At 71.9% G+C, this 18,443-nt stretch carries 12 protein-coding genes; 11 read left to right on the top strand and 1 reads right to left on the bottom strand.

Going from position 1 to position 18,443, the window contains the following annotated elements; translation table 11 throughout:
* Positions 1 to 11: 11 nt before the first annotated feature.
* Entirely contained in the window at positions 12 to 548 is a 537-nt protein-coding gene (locus VIW71_RS07385) for an NUDIX hydrolase family protein (protein WP_331621198.1), read from the bottom strand.
* A gap of 379 nt (positions 549 to 927) precedes the next feature.
* On the opposite strand from VIW71_RS07385, the gene VIW71_RS07390 reads away from it, so the two are divergent.
* From VIW71_RS07390 to VIW71_RS07440, 11 genes are all read left to right on the top strand, one after another.
* Positions 928 to 2,568 (top strand): translation initiation factor 2, encoded by a 1,641-nt coding sequence (locus tag VIW71_RS07390; protein WP_331621199.1) that lies wholly within the window; start codon positions 928 to 930, stop codon positions 2,566 to 2,568.
* Positions 2,569 to 3,030: 462 nt separating this feature from the next.
* Positions 3,031 to 4,038, top strand: a complete 1,008-nt coding sequence (locus tag VIW71_RS07395) for a LacI family DNA-binding transcriptional regulator (RefSeq protein ID WP_331621200.1) — start codon at positions 3,031 to 3,033, stop codon at positions 4,036 to 4,038.
* Positions 4,039 to 4,113: 75 nt separating this feature from the next.
* Positions 4,114 to 5,769 carry an ABC transporter substrate-binding protein gene (locus VIW71_RS07400; protein WP_331621201.1) on the top strand — a complete coding sequence of 552 codons (1,656 nt, stop codon included), beginning with the start codon at positions 4,114 to 4,116 and terminating at the stop codon, positions 5,767 to 5,769.
* Between the two features lie 118 nt (positions 5,770 to 5,887).
* Positions 5,888 to 6,865: an ABC transporter permease gene (locus VIW71_RS07405; protein WP_331621202.1), complete on the top strand. Its 978-nt coding sequence runs from the start codon at positions 5,888 to 5,890 to the stop codon at positions 6,863 to 6,865.
* Positions 6,866 to 6,880: 15 nt separating this feature from the next.
* On the top strand, positions 6,881 to 7,813 hold the full coding sequence (locus VIW71_RS07410) for an ABC transporter permease (RefSeq protein ID WP_331621203.1): 933 nt from the start codon (positions 6,881 to 6,883) through the stop codon (positions 7,811 to 7,813).
* A gap of 3 nt (positions 7,814 to 7,816) precedes the next feature.
* Positions 7,817 to 8,743, top strand: coding sequence for an ABC transporter ATP-binding protein (locus VIW71_RS07415; protein ID WP_331621204.1), 927 nt, complete (start codon positions 7,817 to 7,819; stop codon positions 8,741 to 8,743).
* A gap of 11 nt (positions 8,744 to 8,754) precedes the next feature.
* Positions 8,755 to 9,846, top strand: a complete 1,092-nt coding sequence (locus tag VIW71_RS07420; RefSeq protein ID WP_414720688.1) for an ABC transporter ATP-binding protein — start codon at positions 8,755 to 8,757, stop codon at positions 9,844 to 9,846.
* The gene (locus VIW71_RS07425) at positions 9,846 to 11,348 is read left to right on the top strand and encodes a glycoside hydrolase family 32 protein (protein WP_331621206.1); all 1,503 of its coding nucleotides are present in this window, start codon (positions 9,846 to 9,848) and stop codon (positions 11,346 to 11,348) included. The genes VIW71_RS07420 and VIW71_RS07425 overlap by 1 nt, the downstream gene beginning before the upstream one ends.
* Positions 11,349 to 11,685: 337 nt before the next feature.
* On the top strand, positions 11,686 to 15,279 hold the full coding sequence (locus tag VIW71_RS07430; RefSeq protein ID WP_331621208.1) for a GH32 C-terminal domain-containing protein: 3,594 nt from the start codon (positions 11,686 to 11,688) through the stop codon (positions 15,277 to 15,279).
* Between the two features lie 23 nt (positions 15,280 to 15,302).
* Entirely contained in the window at positions 15,303 to 16,229 is a 927-nt protein-coding gene (locus VIW71_RS07435; protein WP_331621209.1) for a carbohydrate kinase family protein, read from the top strand.
* Between the two features lie 564 nt (positions 16,230 to 16,793).
* The gene (locus VIW71_RS07440) at positions 16,794 to 18,422 is read left to right on the top strand and encodes a hypothetical protein (RefSeq protein WP_331621210.1); all 1,629 of its coding nucleotides are present in this window, start codon (positions 16,794 to 16,796) and stop codon (positions 18,420 to 18,422) included.
* Positions 18,423 to 18,443 lie beyond the last annotated feature (21 nt).

The raw sequence follows: 18,443 nt of genomic DNA on the forward strand, positions 1-18,443 counted from the left end.
GGGCCCCGGGGTCAGGAGAGGCAGCCGACGTGTGCGAGGGCCTGCTTGAGCAGGACGCCCTGCCCGCCCGGCATCTCCTGCTGCACCTGCGGCGACGAGGCCTCCTGAGGGGTGAACCAGACCAGGTCGAGAGCGTCCTGCCGGGGACGGCAGTCGCCCGCCACCGGGACGACGTAGGCAAGGGACACCGCGTGCTGCCGGGGGTCGTGGTACGGCGTGATCCCCTGCGTGGGGAAGTACTCGGCGACCGTGAAGGGCTGCAGCGAGGCCGGGATTCGGGGCAGCGCCACCGGGCCGAGGTCCTTCTCCAGATGCCGCAGGAGCGCGTCACGGACGCGCTCGTGGTGCAGCACCCGCCCGGAGACGAGGGCGCGGCTGACCGTCCCGTCCGGCCCGATGCGCAGCAGGAGTCCGATGTGTGTGACTTCGCCGCTGTCGTCGATCCGCACCGGGACGGCGTCGACGTACAGGATCGGCATGCGGGCGCGCGTCAGCTCCAGCTCGTCGGGAGCGAGCCACCCGGGTGTGGTTTCGGTCATGTCAGCCATTGGCTGATCGTACGTTGAGCGCCTTCGACACGGGGATCGTGTCCAGGTTCAGGGGGTGGCCGGAGTGGAACCGGCCGAGCGGCCCGCCCGGACCAGCCCGCGAACCGCGGCCCGATCACCCGTGCGAGTCCGGGTGAGTGCGGTCGTCCCCCTGCGCTGACGTCGTGTCAGGTTCCTTTGCCCCACACCGGACCGGCGCCGGACGACCACGCGAGCGGCCGGTCGGCGGGGCCGGCGGCGGCCCGGCCGCCAGCGGTCGTGGGGCGGCGGCAAGGTACCATCAGCGCATGCCGCCCGGAACGCCGAAACCTCCCCTGATCTGGGGAAACGGCATGTCCGGCAGCTCGCGCGGCCCGCGTGCGAACCGGTGGGCGACGGGATGAGGAAGGTCCTGCTCGCCGCGCGGTCGGCGGTCGCGCTGCACCGGCTGCTGGACGTGCTGCCGGTGTTCGCCGGTGACGACCGCGTGACGCGGCTGATCACACTGGTGCCCGGTTCCGAGTTCGGCGTGGACGCCCTGGCCGCCGTCGAGGCGGCCCGGGCCAGGACCGTCCCCTGGGACGAGGCGGCGGCCGGGTCGTACGATCTCGTGCTCGCCGCCAGCCCCAAGGGCGCACTGCGGCTGCTGCGCGGCAGCCGGGTGCTGCTGCCGCACGGCGCCGGCTTCGGCAAGACGGTCCGCGCGGAGGGCTCGGCCGATTCCGCCTCCGGGCTCGATCCGGCCTACCTGCTGCCGGACGACGACACGCTGGTGTCGCTGCACGCGCTGGCCCACCCCGGCCAGGTCGCCCGGCTGGCCGCCGTCAGCCCCCGGGCGGCGGCCCACGCCACCGTCGTCGGCGATCCCACCCTGGACCGGATCCTGGCCTCCGCCGCGCTACGGGACCGCTACCGCGCGGCGCTCGGCACGGGGATGCGGAAACTGGTCGTCCTGACCTCGACCTGGGGCCCGGAGTCCCTGCTGCGGCGCCGCCCGGAGCTGCCCGCCGAACTGGCGGCCGGTCTGCCGCACGACACCCACCAGCTCGCGTTGATCGTGCACCCCAACGAGCACAGCAGGCTCGGCGCGTTCGACCTGGCCGAGCGGCTGGCGCCCGCGCTCGACGCGGGCATGGTGCCGGCGGGCCCCTACGAGGAGTGGGCCGCGGTCCTGGTCGCCGCCGACGCGCTGATCACCGATCACGGATCGACCGCGCTGTACTACGCCGCCGCCCGGGACCGCCCGGTGGTGTCCGCGTACGACGGGGGCGAGGAGCTGATCCCGGGCAGTCCGATGGCCCGGCTGCTCGTCCGCTGCCCGCGGTTGGAGCGGGCCGACGACCTGGCGGACGCCCTGGACGCGTACCGTCCCGGCACCGGCCGGGCCGTCGCGCGGTCCGCCTTCGCCCTCGCCGAGCGGGGGCGTGCGCTGGACCGGTTGCGGGAGGAGCTGTACGCGCTGCTCGGACTCGACCCGCCGGCCGCCCCCGCCCTCCCCCGGCCGCTGCCGCTCCCGGCGCCGGCTCCCCGTACGCCCGCGGCCTTCGCCGTCCGCGTCGGGATCACGGGGGAACAGGTCCGGATCGACCGGCTGCCCGCGCCGATGGGGGCGCCCTCACACCACCTCGCGGTGGAACACGGCGTCGCGAGCGAACCGCTGGCGCGCAGCGCCGGACTGCTCTACCGCCGCGCCCTCCCGCCGTCGCCCACGCCGCACGGCGCGGCCTGGACGGCGGGCGGCTGGGCGGCCCGCGCCCTGGCGGACTACCCGGCCTGCGGCACGGCCGCGGCGGTGCTCTCCCCCGAGCTGTGCGCGGTTCGACTGCGCGGCCACGGCCCGTTGCTGGCCGTCCGTATCGCCCCCGGGCAGGAGGACGGGCTGGTGGTGCACGCCGACCCGGCCGCCGTGCTCTCGGCCGTGCACGCCTGGTGCTCACGGCACCCCGGGCCGCCGCTCGCCCTGACCTGCCTGCTGGGCGACCGCGCCTTCCGGGTGACCCTCTCCCCCGCCACCGCCGCGGAAGCCGCGCACCTCCTCTAGCCAGGGCCTGTCCGGCACATCCCGCCTGCCCCGCGGCGCCGGGCAGGCACGCGCGCCGCGTTGTCGGGACCGTCGGAGCGGGCCCACCCCGTCCACTGCGAGGAGTCCCCCACGAGGACAACCCTCCGCCTTGCGATCGCACGCACCGGACACCGCGAGCCGGCCTTCTGCCGGCGGACGGCGCCACGGGTCGGACAGGCCCCGAGGCAGGCATGCACCCCCTCCGGGGCAGGCATCAAGATTCGGCCACGGGCACGGGGCTGTCAATGGTTTCGGCTCCGCCGAGACCGTTCAATCCCCACGTCAACGTCCGGCGGGCACCCGGACGCCTGGTGCCGGGGGTGGCGGGAACCGGTTCTGCCTGGATCTCTTGACATCACCGACACGCCGTGCGTAACTTGCGGGCAACATCGCACTAACGCGCGTTACTAAAGCGCGTAACCAACGGAGAGAGCGGTCCGCATGCGTGCTCGCAATGTGACGATGACTGAGGTCGCCCGCCGGGCGGGCGTGTCTCGTACGACCGTCTCCTTCGTGCTCAACAACCGGGCGGACGCCAACATCTCGGCCGAGACCCGGCAGCGGATCCTGGCGGCGATCGAGGACCTCGGGTACCGGCCGAACGCCGGGGCGCGGGCCCTCGCCGCCAAGCGGAGCGACTGGATCGGGCTGATCACCGAGATCGTCACCGCGCCCTTCGCCGTCAACGTGATCAAGGGCGCGCAGGACCGCGCCTGGCAGGACCACAAGTTCGTGCTGATCGCGTCCAGCGAGGGTGACGAGGAGATGGAGAGCGCGGCACTCGACAAGCTGCTGGAGCAGCGGGTCGAAGGGCTGCTCTACGCCACCACCTGGCACCGCCCGGTACGGTTGCCGCCCGCCGTCCGCGAGGTGCCGACGGTACTGGTCAACTGCGTGGACGCGGACGGCCAGCTCCCGTCGGTCATCCCCGACGAGGTCACCGGCGGTCACCGGGCGGCCCGGCGGCTCACCGACGCCGGGCACCACCGGATCGGCTTCATCACCCTGGACCCGGAGATCCCCGCGTCGGTCGGGCGGCGCGAGGGGTACGAGGCGGCACTGCTGGAGGCGGGCGTCAGTCCCGACCCCCGTCTGGTGGTGCCGGGGTACGCCACCGCGGACGGCGGGTACCTCGCCGCCGCGGAACTGCTGGACACCGACGACCGGCCCACCGCGCTGTTCTGCGGCAACGACCGGATGGCGATGGGCGCCTACGACGCCATCAAGGAACGCGGACTGCGGATCCCCGAGGACATCGCCGTGGTCGGCTTCGACAACCAGGAGCTGATCGCCGCCTACCTGCGGCCCAAGCTCACCACGATCGCCCTCCCCTTCGAAGCCATGGGCAGCGAAGGGGTCAACCTGCTCGACGCCCTCACAGCGGGCAGACCGGTCGGCACCGACCCGGTGACCGTCGACTGCCCGCTGATCGAACGCTCGTCGGTCTGACCGCGAATCATTCCGCCGAGAAATCCCTCACCACGTCTTCGTCTTCAATGTTGAAGAGAGGAAAGAGACACCATCATGGCACAGACCAGAAGTGTGCGACGGTCCCTCTGGGCTCCCGCAGCGCTCGCCGCTGCGAGCGCGCTGCTGCTCAGCGCGTGCAGCGGAGGTACGTCCAAAGGCGCCGGGGACACCTCGGGCAACCAGCTCCTCACCATCCCGCGTGAGGACGTGAGCACCTTCACCAAGAACTTCAACCCGTTCGCGCCGACCCCCACGCCGCTGACGCAGCAGGCGATCTACGAGTCGATGCTGGTCTACAACCCCGTCGACGGCAAGACCACGCCGTGGCTGGCGACCAAGTGGGAGGTGGCCAAGGACGGCCGCAGCATCACGTACACGCTGCGGGACAAGGTGACGTGGTCCGACGGGCAGCCGCTGACGGCGAGCGACGTGGCGTACACCTTCGAGCTCAAGAAGAAGCTGCGCGGCGGCACGGAGTACCTGGACAAGGTGGAGACCCCCGACCCGCACACCGCGGTCTTCACCTTCAACAAGCCCTTCTCTCCAGGTCTCTACGACCTGGGGCAGCAGGTCATCGTGCCCAAGCACATCTGGTCCAAGATCTCCGACCAGGCCAAGTTCACCAACCCCGACCCGGTGGGCACCGGCCCGTACACCGAGGTCGCCAAGTTCCAGACCCAGTCCTTCGAGCTGGACAAGAACCCGCGCTACTGGCAGCCCGAGAAGCAGCACATCGCCGGCATCCGGGTGCTGGCCTTCGCGGGCAACGACGCGGCGAACCTGGCCACCATCTCCGGTGACACCGACTGGGGCAGCCAGTACATACCCAATATCGAGAAGTCGTTCATCGCCAAGAACCCCAAGAACCACCACTACTTCTACCCGACCACCGGCGCCATGATCGACTGGCAGATGAACACCACCAAGGCGCCGTTCGACAAGGTCGAGGTGCGCAAGGCGCTGAGCATGGCCATCGACCGGGAGACCATCACCAAGGTCGGCATGAGCGGCTACACCAAGCCCGCCGACTGCACCGGCCTGGCCGGCGGTTACGACACCTGGCGGGACGCCTCGCTGGTGGCCTCCTGCGACTGGACCAAGTTCGACGCCGACGCGGCGGGCAAGGCCCTGGACGCGGCCGGCTACCCGAAGGGCTCGGACGGCAAGCGCAAGCTGAACTTCAGCATCTCGGTCGGCTCTGAGTCCTCCGACTGGCTGTCGGTCGCCAACGTCATCTCCCAGAACCTCAAGAAGGTCGGCGTGACCGCCACCGTCAAGTCCCCGGCCTGGTCGGCGGTGGTCGCCAGCTACGAGGACGGCAGCTTCGACACCGGCATCGTGTGGAGCAACAACGACCCGACGCCGTACCAGTTCTACCGCGGCATGATGTCCAAGGCGATGCTGAAGCCGGTCGGTACCCAGGCCACGGACAACTACCACCGGTTCTCCGACCCCAAGGCCGACCAGCTGCTGGACGAGTTCGCCGCCGCGCCGGACGAGTCCTCGCAGAAGGCCGCGTTGAACAAGCTCCAGGCGCTGTACTCCGAGCTCGCCCCGGTGGTGCCGCTCTTCCCCGGCCCGGTGTGGGGCGAGTACAACGACTCCCGGTTCAGCGGCTGGCCGACGCAGAGCAACCCGTACGCGCCGCTGACCGACCGCGGGGCGACCACCGTCCTGGTGCTCACCACCCTCCAGCCCGTCAAGAAGTGACCCCGGCGGCGGCCCGGCGTGCCTCCACGCCGCCGGGCCGCGCCGCGGCCAGGGCTTCCGGCTCGGACCTCCCCCTTCACCCCCTTCACCGCCGTCACCACCGGAACGGAGCAGGACCTTGCGGTACCTCCTGCGCAATCTGGGCTTCTACGCGATTGCCTTCTGGGCGTCTGTCACCCTCAATTTCCTGCTGCCCCGGATGATGCCGGGCGACCCGGTCTCCCGCATGCTCGCCCAGGCCCAGGGCAAGCTCCAGCCCGATCAGGTCGAGCAGTTGCGTCACTTGTTCGGCCTCGACGACCGTCCGCTGTGGCGGCAGTACCTGTCGTATCTGCATTCGGTGTTCACCGGCGATTTCGGCATCTCCATCTCCCGCTTCCCCACTCCGGTGTCCGATGTGATCGGCTCGCAGATCGGCTGGACGCTGCTGCTCGGCGGTGTCGCGCTGATCATCGCCGTGGTGGCGGGCAACCTGCTGGGCGTGCTCGCGGCCTGGCGCCGCGGTGGCCTGGTCGACTCGGTCTTCCCGCCGCTGCTGCTGTTCGTCGGCTCGTTCCCGTACTTCTGGCTGGCGATGGGCGCGCTCTACCTGTTCGGGGTGATGCTCGGCTGGTTCCCGACCCGGCACGCCTTCGAGGACGGGCTCACGCCGGCCTGGACCGGCGAGTTCATCAGCAGCGCCGGGACCCACCTGGTCCTGCCCGCCGTCACCATCGTGCTGGTCACGGTCGGCACCTGGATGCTCGGCATGCGCAACACCATGATCGCCACCGTCGCCGAGGACTACATCACCATGGCGGAGGCGAAGGGCCTGCGGCCCAGCCGGATCATGTTCCGGTACGCCGCCCGCAACGCGCTGCTGCCGTCGGTCACCAACTTCGGCATGGCGATCGGCTTCGTCGTCGGCGGCGCACTGCTCACCGAGGTGGTCTTCGCCTACCCGGGGCTCGGCTACCAGTTGCTGACCGCCGTACAGGGCCTGGACTACCCGCTGATGCAAGGGATCTTCCTGACCATCACGGCCGCGGTGCTCGCCGCGAACTTCCTGGTCGACCTCGTCTACGTCCGCCTCGACCCGCGCGTCCGGGTCCGCTGAAAGGGGGGTACCGCCATGACCGCCACCGTGGATGCCACACCGCAGATCCGGCCCCCTGTGGTGCGACAGCCGCGCCGCAGCCTGCTGCGCCGGCTGCTCGCCAGCCGCAAGGCGCTGTTCGGGCTGGCCGTGCTGGCCGTGTTCGCCCTGCTCGCGCTGCTCGCACCGGTGCTCAAGTCCGGCGATCCGTCGGGGATCACCCCGGCGGTCTCGGAGGCGCCGTCGGGCGCGCATCTGCTCGGGACCACCGCCAAGGGGCAGGACGTCGTCGCGCTCACCTTGTGGGGCGCCCGCAGTTCGCTGCTGGTCGGCTTCACCGTGGGCATCGCGGCGACCCTCATCGGCGTGGTGTTCGGAATGGTCTCGGCCTACTTCGGCAAGATCGTCGACGATGTCCTGTCGCTGATCACCAACGTCTTCCTGCTCATCCCCGGCCTGCCGCTGCTGGTGATCCTGGCCGCGTTCCTGCCGGCGGGCACGTCGACCGTGATCGTGGTGCTGATCATCACCGGCTGGGCGGGCTCGGCCCGTGTGCTGCGCGCGCAGGCCAAGTCGATCCGCGGCAAGGACTTCGTCGCCGCGGCCGTCGTCAACGGCGAGAACGCCTTCCGCATCATGTTCCGCGAGATCCTGCCCAACATGGCCTCGGTGGTGATGACCACCTTCCTGGGCTGCGTCATCTTCGGCATCGGCGCCCAGGCGGGCCTGGAGTTCCTGGGCCTGGGCGACTCCAGCACGGTCAGCTGGGGCACCAACCTGTACTGGGCGAGCAATGACGGCGCGCTGCTGACCGGCTCGTGGTGGGCGTTCGTACCGTCCGGCGTGTGCATCGCCCTGGTCGCCTTCGCGCTGGCGATGGTCAATTACGCGGTGGACGAGATCACCAACCCGCGGCTGCGGTCCCGCCGCGCCAAGCGCCGCGCGGTGAGCGCGACGAAGGAGGGCTGACCCATGGAGACCGTCAAGGCGGCAGCCGAACCCGTACTGGACGTGAAGAACCTGCGCGTCACGTACCACGGCGACAGCCGCGACGTGCAGGCCGTCCGTGACGTCAGCTTCCGGATCGGCGCCGGCGAGGTCTTCGGCCTGGCGGGCGAGTCCGGCTGCGGCAAGTCCACCGTCGCCAACGCCGTCATGCGGCTGCTGAAGCCGCCGACCGAGATCCAGGCCGAGGCACTGCGCTTCCAGGGCCGCGACCTGCTCGCCCTGAACGGCCGCGAGCTGCGGGAGTTCCGCTGGCGGGAGATCGCGATGGTCTTCCAGAGCGCGATGAACTCGCTCAACCCGGTGATGACCATCGGCGACCAGATCGTCGACATCTTCACCACGCACGAGCGGATGAAGAAGCGGGCCGCCCTGGAGCGGGCCGCGGAACTGCTGAGTCTGGTCAGCCTGCCCGCGGACCGGCTGAAGGCGTATCCGCACCAGTTGTCCGGCGGCATGCGGCAGCGCGTCGTCATCGCGATGGCGGTGGCGCTGCGGCCCGGGCTGCTGATCATGGACGAGCCGACGACCGCGCTGGACGTCGTCGTCCAGCAGGAGATCATGGCGCAGATCAAGGACCTGCAGCGGGAGTTCGGCTTCTCGGTGCTGTTCATCACCCACGACATGTCGCTGATGGTGGAGCTCTCCGACCGGATCGGCGTGATGTACGCCGGACGGCTGGTGGAGGTCGCGAACGCCAAGGAGCTGTTCGCCGGCCCGCTGCACCCGTACTCCGAGGCGCTGATGAACGCCTTCCCGCCGCTCAGCGGCCCGCGTACCGAGCTGACCGCGTTGGACGACGAGGCGCGCGCCGTGTGGGCGGCGGACATCCCCGATCTGCGCGAGGCCGCGCCAGGACGCTGGGTCGCCGCCACGGAAGGAGCGAGCCGGTGAGCGAGAGGCTGATGAAGGACAAGCCGGTGAAGGACACCGCGCTGAGCGAGGAACCGGTGGGCGGGGAACCGCTGCTGCGGGTTCGCGGCCTGACCAAGGACTTCCGGACCGGTGGCCCGTTCTCCGGCCGGCGCCTGCGGGCGCTGAACGCGGTCGACCTGGACATCCCGCGCGGCCGGATCGTGGCCCTGGTCGGCGAGTCGGGCAGCGGCAAGAGCACCCTGGCCCGCTGCCTGATCCGGCTGGAGCAGCCCACCTCCGGCAGCATCGTGCTGGACGGCGAGAACGTGCTGCGCACCGAGAAGCGGCGTGCCTCACGATCGTTCCGCGGCCGGGTCCAGATGGTCTTCCAGGACCCGTTCGGTTCGCTGAACCCCGTGCACACCGTCGAGTACGTGCTCGCCCGCGCCCTGCGGGTGCACGGCCGGGCGGTCGGCGGCGAGCAGTTGCGCGGCTCGCTCCGGGAGCTGATGGCCACCGTCGACCTGGACGAGAGCATGCTCGACTCCTACCCGCACGAGCTGTCCGGCGGACAGCGCCAGCGCATCGCCATCGCCCGCGCGCTTGCCGTCGACCCCCGGCTGATCCTCGCCGACGAACCGACGTCGATGCTGGACGTCTCGGTGCGGATCGGCATCCTCAACCTGATGCGCCGGCTGCGCGACGAGCGCGGCATCTCGCTGCTCTACATCACGCACGACCTGGCCTCGGCCCGCTACGTCGCCGACACCACCCTGGTGATGTACGCGGGCGAGCTGGTCGAGGGCGGCGACGCGCTGCAGGTGATGGCCGCGCCCGCGCACCCGTACACCAAGCTGCTGCTGTCCGCCGTGCCGGACCCGGCCCGGTCGGACGGCTACGACCCGGTGGAGCGCGCCCGGTTGCGCGCCGCCGTACTGGACCCGAGCCAGTGCCCGTACGAGGGCGACCCCGACCAGCCGTGCAGCGGCACCGAGCCGGTACGGCACCGGTTGGACGACACCGGCCACTGGGTGCGCTGTCTGCGCTACTCCCCCACCGCGCCCACCGCGGCGACCGCTCTCACCGCGGACCCCATCCTCCCCGACGACCTTCTCGACGCGACGGAAGACAAGACCGCCTGATGACTCTGGACCAGTCCCTGTCCGGTACGGACCTCGCCGCGCTCGCCGAACGCGACCCGCAGCGGCCCCGATTCCACTTCACCTCGCCCGGCGGCTGGCTCAACGACCCCAACGGGATGAGCCACTGGAACGGGCGCCACCACCTCTTCTACCAGTACAACCCGTACGCTCCGGTGCACCACCGCATCCACTGGGGGCATGCCACCAGCACCGACCTGGTCCACTGGACCGACGAGCCGGTGGCGCTGACCCCCGGCGACGAGGGGCCGGACGCGGACGGCTGCTGGTCCGGCGTCCTGGTGGACGACGGCGGGGTGCCCACTCTTGTCTACTCCGGCCGGCACGGCGAGCGCGAACTGCCCTGCGTGGCCACCGGATCGCCCGACCTGAACACCTGGGCCAAGGACCCCGCCAACCCGGTCATCGCCGCGCCCCCCGCCGGCCTGGACGTCACCGCCTTCCGCGACCACTGCGTCTGGCGCGAGGGCGACCGCTGGCGCCAGCTCATCGGCTCCGGGGTACGCGGCCAGGGCGGCGTGGCGCTGCTGTACGAGTCGGCCGACCTGCGCGAGTGGTCCTACGTGGGACCGCTGCTCAGCGGTGACGCGTCCGACGGCCGCCCCGGGGACGTCTTGTGGACCGGCACGATGTGGGAGTGCGTGGACCTCTTCCGCGTCGAGGGCACCGACGCGCTCGTGTTCTCCGCGTGGGACGACGGGGTCACGCACCACCCGCTGTACTGGACCGGGCGCTACGAGGGCGACGCCTTCACGCCCACCGCGCTGCACCGGCTCGACTACGGGCAGCGGTACTTCTACGCGCCGCAGTCCACCCGGGACGCGGCCGGCCGCCGCATCATGTTCGGCTGGCTCCAGGAGGGCCGCCCGGAGCAGGCGTGCGTGGCGGCCGGCTGGTCGGGCGTGATGTCGCTGCCGCGGCTGGTGACGCTCGGCGCCGACGGCGGCCTGCACCAGCAGCCGGTGCCGGAGGTGGCCGCGCTGCGCCGCGACCACCAGCGGCCGGACGTGACCCCCGCACCCGGCGGCACCTGGACCCCGGTACCCGGTGCCGGCGGCGACCAGTTCGACCTGGAGCTGACGGTACGGCTGGAGCCCGGCGCGAGCCTGCTGCTCTCGGTGCGCGAGACACCGGACCGCTCCGAGCGCACGGTCCTCGAACTGACCCGCGCCGAGGACCCGTCGGCGCCCGCGACGATGCTGCTGCACCGCGAGCGCAGCAGCCTCGACCCGACGGCGGACACCGAACCGCGCTACGGCGAGGTCCCGTTGCAGCCCGACGGCCGGATCGACCTGCGGGTACTGGCCGACCACTCGGCCCTGGAGACCTTCGCCAACGGCCGCCCGCTGACCAGCCGTATCTATCCGACCAGGAGCGACGCTCTCGGCATCGCCGTCGCGGCCGGCGCGGGCGCGCACATCGACGCGTTCGACGCGTGGCGGATGGCGGACATCTGGTCGGCGCCGCGCCCGCTCTGGCCCTGACCCGCAAAGGCCTCGGCCGTAGCACCGGCCCTGGCCCTCACCCACACCGGCCCTGAGCCGCTGCGGCCCCAACCCGCACCGGCCCCGAGCCTCACCAGCCCCGGCCGCACCGGCCCCAACCCGCGGCCGGCCCCAACCCGTACCGGTGCGGGGGTGCCGTCCACGACTGCGCCCCCGCACCTCACCTCACCTCACCGCGCGCGGATACCGGCCCACGGCCCGGCCCGCGCCACGGCGCCATCCCCCCACGCCCTTACACCCCCACACCCCCCACCGCACGCACATGGACAAAGGAGTCCCCATGCCTCCCAAGCCCTCATTCCCCCCCATGTCCGGTATGTCCCGTCGCGCTTTCGTCGGCGCCGCCGGCGCACTGACGCTCGCCGCCACCGTCGGCTCCGCGGTCGTCGCCACGCCCGCACTGGCCGCCGACCCCGCCTCGGGTACGATCCCCGACCCCATCGCGCTGACCGGCGCCTGGACCCGTACCGCGAGCGGCGGGCAGCGGGTCGTCACCGGCGCCGACAGCAACGCCCTCACCCTGTCCGAGCAGCTCATCGAGTCCTTCGCGCGCTACCGCGCCACCGTCACCATCGATCCCGCGTCGCCCTTCGGGGTCGGCGCGCTCGTCGTCCGCGCGGCGGCGGACGGTTCGTCCGGTTACGTGGCGGCGATCGACCCGAACCTGGACCGGGTGCGGCTGTTCGACCTCGCCACCGGTCAGGACGTGGTGACCCCGGCGGCCTTCACCAGCCAGCCCGGGACGACGTACCTGCTGGAAATCTCCCTCGACGGTCCCGCGCTGACCGTCAGCGTGAACGGCACCGCCGTGCTCTCCGCGCAGGACCGCCGCTACCAGTACGGCCACGCCGGCCTGCACGCGTACAACGGCACGGTCACGTTCGGGCTGCCCACGCTGGACGCGATCACCACCAACCTGTCCGGCTGGGGCACCGACGGCGGCACCTGGAACCCCACCATCCTCGGCTGGCACGCCACCGCGCCGGCCAACGTCAACTGCCGCGCGCTGGCTGCCACCACCGCGCACGACCTGACCCTCGGGGTCGATCTGCGGTTCCACGACCAGTACGCGGTCGCCGCCCTGCTGCTGCGCACCGACGCCACCGGCCAGTCGGGGTACGCCCTGCAGGCCGACCCCAATCTGGACCGGCTGCGGCTGTACCGCATCGACGGCAACGTCACCCTGGGCACCTACAGCACGCCGGTCAACGTCGGTTCGGTGTACCGGTTGCGCGTCGAGGCCGAGGGTGGCGAGCTGCGCGTGTACTGGCAGACCGACTACATCCAGCCGAACGGCTACGCCCCCGTGATCACCGCCCAGGACAGCACCCACGCCTCCGGCAGGCTCGGCCTCCAGATCTACAACGGCTCGGCGTCGTTCGAGAACGTCTCCGTCAGCGACGTAACGACCGACCTGCAGGGCTGGACGGACGTGTCCGGTACCTGGACGCCCGATCTTCGGGGCATCCGCGCCCAGTCGAGCGGCACGGCCACGCGGACCGCGCCCTTCCCGGGCGGCGATGTGATGCTCAGCCTCGACGTGACGTTCGGCCAGTCCCAGCCCTCCGCCGCGGGGGTGCTGCTGCGCACCGACACCGCGGGCGCAGGCGGTTACGAGGTACGGGTCGACCCGGTCGCGGACCAGGTGACGTTGCGCAGGCGCAGCGACGGAGCCGTGCTGGCCACCGCCGCGGCCCCGGTCCGGCCGATCGGCCCGGGCAGCGCGTACCGGCTGGAGGTGCAGGCGGTCGGCACCGTGCTCGACGTCTACCTCGACGGTGTCCGCGTGGTGCACGCCACCGTCGTCACGGCCGGGGCGGGACGGGTCGGGCTGACCGCGACGGGCGGGGTCGCGTACTTCCAGAACATCCGGGTCCGGTCACCGCACGACTGGTACACCGAGCCCTTCCGTCCCGGCTACCACTTCAGCCAGCTGGCCGAGTACGCCAGCGACCCCAACGGGCTGGTGTACTACGCGGGCGAGTACCACTTGTTCCACCAGGACAAGGGCCGCTGGGCGCACGCGGTCAGCACCGACCTGCTGACCTGGCGTCCGCTGCCGATCGCGCTGCCCTTCTCGCCGTGGGGCCAGGCGTGGTCGGGCTGCGCGGTCGCCGACACCTCCAATGTGACCGGGCTGTTCCCCGGCGGCTCGGGTCTGGTGGCCTTCTACACGAGCTACCACCCGGACAAGTCCGGCGGGAACCAGTGCGTGCGCGCCGCGTACAGCACCGACAAGGGCCGCTCGTGGCAGTGGTACGGGACCGCGCCGGTGGTGCAGAACCCCGGTGGTCTGAACGGCAACTGGGACTTCCGCGACCCGAAGGTGATCTGGGACCAGGACCACGGAAAGTGGCTGATGGTGGTGTCGGGCGCCGACCATGTGCGCTTCTTCACCTCCACCAACCTGCTGGACTGGACCTATGTCAGCTCGTTCGGTTACGGCGCCTGGGTCACGGCAGGCATCTGGGAGTGCCCGGACTTCTTCCCGCTGCTGGTGGACGGCAACCCGGCCAACAAGCGCTGGGTGCTGTTCATCAGCACCACGCCGAGCACCCTGACCGCCGGGTCCAGTTCGGTGTACTTCACAGGCACCTGGAACGGCACCACGTTCACCAGCGACACCCCGGCCGGCACCGACCTGCGTGCCGACAGCGGCCGGGACCACTACGCCGCCGTGACGTACTCCCAGACACCGGACGGCCGCCGGATCCTGCACGGCTGGATGAGCAACTGGAACTACGCGTTCGACGAGCCGACCGGCGCCTGGCGCGGCACGCTGGGGATACCGCGCGAGCTGGCGCTGACCGACGTACCGGGGCAGGGGATACGGCTCACCCAGACCCCGGTGGCCGAACTGGCCTCGCTGCAGGGGGCAACCACCACGGTCGGCCCGCTCACCGTCACCCCCAACGGGCCCGACCCGCTGGCCGGGCAGACCGGCCTGACGTACGAGATCGAGGCGGTGGTGTCGCTGCCGAACACCGGCGCGGCCACCGAGTTCGGGCTCCGGGTGCGGCAGAGCGGCTCGCAGCGGACGGTGATCGGCTACGACGTGGCCGGCAGCGTGCTGTTCGCCGACCGCACCCTGTCCGGCCGCACCGACTTCACCGAGACCTTCGCCTCGCGCAGCAACGCCGCGCTGGTCCCGGCCGTCGTGTCCGGCGAGCGGCGGATCACCCTGCGGGTACTGGTCGACTCCTGCTCGGTGGAGGCGTTCGGCGGCAACGGGCAGGCGCCCGGCTACCTGGCCGCGCTCACCAGCCTGGTCTTCCCCGACCTGAGTTCACGCGACATGTCGTTCTACGCGGTGGGAGGCTCGGTCGTCGTGCAGTCACTGGCGCTGCGGCAGCTCAACTCCACCACCCGGGTGTCGGACCCGGTGCTGCCGTTCACGCCACCGGCCGGCGGTGAGGCGCGCGGCAACCTGGCCCCGTACACGATCACCCCCGGCGGCAGCTGGGTGGTGAGCGGCGCGGGCCAGACCGGCAGCTTCGACAAGGACTCGCACGCGATATCCGGGCAGACCCTCGCCGACCTCGACCTCACCACGGACATCCGGACGGGCGGCCCGGACGGTACGGCGGGCGCCGCCGCCCTGGTGCTGCGGGCCTCGGCGGACGGCCGCAACGGCTACTTCGTCAACTTCGACCCCGACCTGCGGGCGGTACGCCTGTTCGCCAAGACCAACGGCGGTTTCGGCGACGCCGACGTGCTGGCCAACGTGCCCATTCTGATCCGGCACGGCGCCACGTACCCGGTGCGTGCCGTCACGACCGGCAGCCGGATCCAGGTGTTCCTGGCCGGCGACCTCATCATCGACGTGACGGACACCCGGTACGGTGCCGGTCGCGTCGGCCTCAACGTCTTCGGAGGCCGTGCGGCCTTCCAGGACGCCGCCCTCCACTGACGACTCTGCGGGAGCTTGACGGTATGACCGACTTCCTGGTGATCGGCGAGTGCGTCGCCGACATCGTCCGCACGCCCGGGCTGCCCGACGTGGTGCACCCGGGCGGCAGTCCCGCCAACGTGGCGTACGGCCTGGCCCGGCTGGGCCGCCCGGTGACGCTGCTCACCCAGCTCGGGGCGGACCCGGAGGGTGATCTGATCGCCGCCCATCTGCGATCGGCGGGCGTGGAGTTGCTGGGCGACGGGCAGCAGGGCATACCGACCCCCACCGCCGCGGTGACGGTGGACCCGCAGGGCCATCCGGCGTACGACCTCGATGTCCGCTGGACGCTGCGACCGGTCACGCCGCCGGAAGGTGTCCGGCATGTGCACCTGGGGTCGATCGGCGCGGTCGCCGAGCCGGGCGCCGCCGCGGCGCTCACCGTGACCGCCGGGCTGTGGCCGGATGTCACGGTCAGTTACGACCCGAACGTCCGGGCCGCGCTGCTCGGCGAGCGCGGCCAGGCGGTGGCCCGGGTGGAGCGCTGCGTGGCCCTTGCCGATCTGGTGAAAGCCAGCGACGAGGACCTGGCCTGGCTCTATCCGGGCGAGCCGGTCCGGGCGGTGGCCGAACGGTGGCTGACGCTCGGCCCGGCGGCGGTGCTCGTGACACTCGGCGGCGACGGTTCGCTGGCGTACACCGGCGAGCTGGAGGTCAAGGGCGCGGCGGTGCCGACCGCCGTGGCCGACACCGTGGGCGCGGGCGACGCGTTCATGTCGGCGACCCTGGACGCGCTGGACGAGCTCGGTCTGCTCGGTGCCGAGGGCCGCCCGGCGCTGGCCGGCGGCCGCCTGGGCGATGCGGTGCTGGCCGACGTGCTGCGGCACGCCGCCACCGCGGCGTCGCTGACCGTCTCACGGCCGGGCGCGAACCCGCCGGACACCGCGGAGTTGCGGGCGGCGCTCGCCTGACGGCGCGTCGGCGGACGCCCGCGGCCCCGGACGGCACATCAGCCGGGGTCGCGGGCGCTCCGTCGTCCGCGTGACCGGCGGACGCCGGGTGACGGGGGGAACCACCGCGATACGGGGGGTGGGCGCTCCGTCCTCGGCATGACCCGCGGACGCGCCGGGTGACGGGGGGAACCACCACAACACCAAGGGCAGGCGCTCCGTCGCACGCATGACCCGCGGACGCCGGGTGACGGGAGCCGCCGAGGCACCCGGGAACAAGCCATGCCCGCTGTCCCGCAACACGCCCTGAACGACGGCCTGTCGCTCGGGATCCTGCTCACTCTCCCCCAACCTTCGGCCGGGGATGCCCCCAGCGGACGGCCTCGTTCCTCGGCCGCCCACCGCGCGAGCTCGTGCGTCAGCCCTCGATCACCGCGCGCACCGGCGGCGGGGGCCGACCCGGACCGGCACAGGGAGTGCTGACGCGGCTACACACGTGCGACCTGCACATGCCCCCTTCCACCGTGACGCCCGCCTCTTCTAGCCTCCCCTTGGTGTGATCGATCACTCCACCAAGGGGGAACCGTGGACGCGTCCGCGTACCGCATGGTCGTATGGACCGAGCAGGACTACGTCACCGTCGCCGCGATAGCGGACCGGCTGGTGACGGAGTGGTTGGCCGAATCGCAGCAGTATCCCGTGGTGCACCTGCGGGACGGGCGCAACGAGATCGCGCCGTACGCGACCGTGGACCGCGACTCCGATTCCGGGCGGCACGGCGCCCACACCCGTTGGCGCTTACGGGAGAACCCGCCGCCGTCCCTGGCCACCTGGCAGTCCACCCTGATCATCCGGACCGACCTGGCCGATCCAGGACGGACCTGGGTCCAGCTCGACGTCGAGCACCGGCCGGACTCACCCGACGTGCCGCAGATCAGGGCCTCCAAACCGCGGCTGGCCGACGCCCTGCTGGACGCCCTGGAGGCGCGCAGCGGACTGGCCGAGATACGGGCCCGCGCCAGTTTCATCCACGCCGGCGACGTACCGGAGGTGATCGAGGAACTGCGGGACCGGGAGCGGCGGCTGCCGATCGTGGTGGCGAGCGTGCCGTACGGCATCGACGCCGACCAGTGGCTGGAGCGGGTGGTGGACCGGGCGTTCACCCAACTGGTCGGACGCGCGGTGCTGTACGTGCTGACCCGGGAGGCGCAGCCGGCCTTCAACAAGGCGCTGGAGCACCACCCGGTGTTCGGCGGCGGCATCAGGACGTACATGCCCCGGGTCGATCCGGCCTGGCCGGCCGACGGGCAGCGGCACCCGATCATGTCGCGGGCCGTGGTGGAGGCCGACCCGGTGAAGGCGGCCAGCGTGCTGACCGCGCTGCCGCGCAACCAGGCCGCCCGCACCCCGCTGCCGCAGCCGCTGGCCCGCCTGCACGCGCAGCGCCCGCTGCCGCGCACCCTCACCCCGGACGGCGACGAGATCGCCCGGCTCAAGGCCGACCACGGCAGCCTCCTGCAACTGCTGGACGAGGCCGCGGAGGCGGAGGCGGCCCGCTACAAGCAGGTCCGCGAGTTGCAGCACGACCTGGCCGACGCGAACTGGCTCGCCGAGGAGTTCTACGCCGAGCGCCGCGCCGCCCAGGCCCAGGTGCGGGCGCTGCAACTGCGGCTCCAGCGGCTGGGCGGGTACGAGGAGGCGTATGCGCCGGTCGAGGAGGACGAGGACCTGCCGGGCAGCTTCACCGAGGTGCACGCGCGGCTCGGCCAGTTCCCGACGCTGGTCTTCACCGGCGACCCCAAGGTCATGACGGGCCTGGACGACCGCTCCAAACCCAACTGGGTCAACGTGTGCTGGGAGGCGCTGCACGCCCTGGAGGACTTCGCCGCGGCCTCGGTCGTCGGCCGCGCCAAGGGCGACTTCCGGGCCTGGTGCCAGGATCTGCCACCGGGCTGCCACCCGTTCCCCGCGGGCAAGGTCACCATGAAGGAGTCCGACACGGTGTGGCGGAACCTGGCCTGGCGCAAGGAGCGCATGCTGCCCGTCCCCGTCGAGGTCGATCCATCCGGCACCGTCTTCATGCAGGCCCACCTGCGCATCGGCGGCGGCAGCACGATCTCGCCGCGCCTGCACTTCTACGACGACACAGCCGGGACGGGACGGGTGTACATCGGCCACATCGGTCCGCACCTGACGAACACCCGCACGTCGTAGGGCGTGCGGCCGTGCCCGGCG

This window comes from Streptomyces sp., assembly GCF_036524955.1.
Lineage (GTDB): Bacteria > Actinomycetota > Actinomycetes > Streptomycetales > Streptomycetaceae > Actinacidiphila.

What these genes read in the sequence shown, in the direction of transcription:
- VIW71_RS07385 (WP_331621198.1), bottom strand. Translation starts at nt 548, where the DNA reads ATGGCTGACATGACCGAAACCACACCCGGGTGGCTCGCTCCCGACGAG.
- VIW71_RS07415 (WP_331621204.1), top strand. Translation starts at nt 7,817, where the DNA reads ATGGAGACCGTCAAGGCGGCAGCCGAACCCGTACTGGACGTGAAGAAC.
- VIW71_RS07400 (WP_331621201.1), top strand. Translation starts at nt 4,114, where the DNA reads ATGGCACAGACCAGAAGTGTGCGACGGTCCCTCTGGGCTCCCGCAGCG.
- VIW71_RS07395 (WP_331621200.1), top strand. Translation starts at nt 3,031, where the DNA reads ATGCGTGCTCGCAATGTGACGATGACTGAGGTCGCCCGCCGGGCGGGC.
- VIW71_RS07420 (WP_414720688.1), top strand. Translation starts at nt 8,755, where the DNA reads ATGAAGGACAAGCCGGTGAAGGACACCGCGCTGAGCGAGGAACCGGTG.
- VIW71_RS07410 (WP_331621203.1), top strand. Translation starts at nt 6,881, where the DNA reads ATGACCGCCACCGTGGATGCCACACCGCAGATCCGGCCCCCTGTGGTG.
- VIW71_RS07435 (WP_331621209.1), top strand. Translation starts at nt 15,303, where the DNA reads ATGACCGACTTCCTGGTGATCGGCGAGTGCGTCGCCGACATCGTCCGC.
- VIW71_RS07430 (WP_331621208.1), top strand. Translation starts at nt 11,686, where the DNA reads ATGTCCCGTCGCGCTTTCGTCGGCGCCGCCGGCGCACTGACGCTCGCC.
- VIW71_RS07425 (WP_331621206.1), top strand. Translation starts at nt 9,846, where the DNA reads ATGACTCTGGACCAGTCCCTGTCCGGTACGGACCTCGCCGCGCTCGCC.
- VIW71_RS07390 (WP_331621199.1), top strand. Translation starts at nt 928, where the DNA reads ATGAGGAAGGTCCTGCTCGCCGCGCGGTCGGCGGTCGCGCTGCACCGG.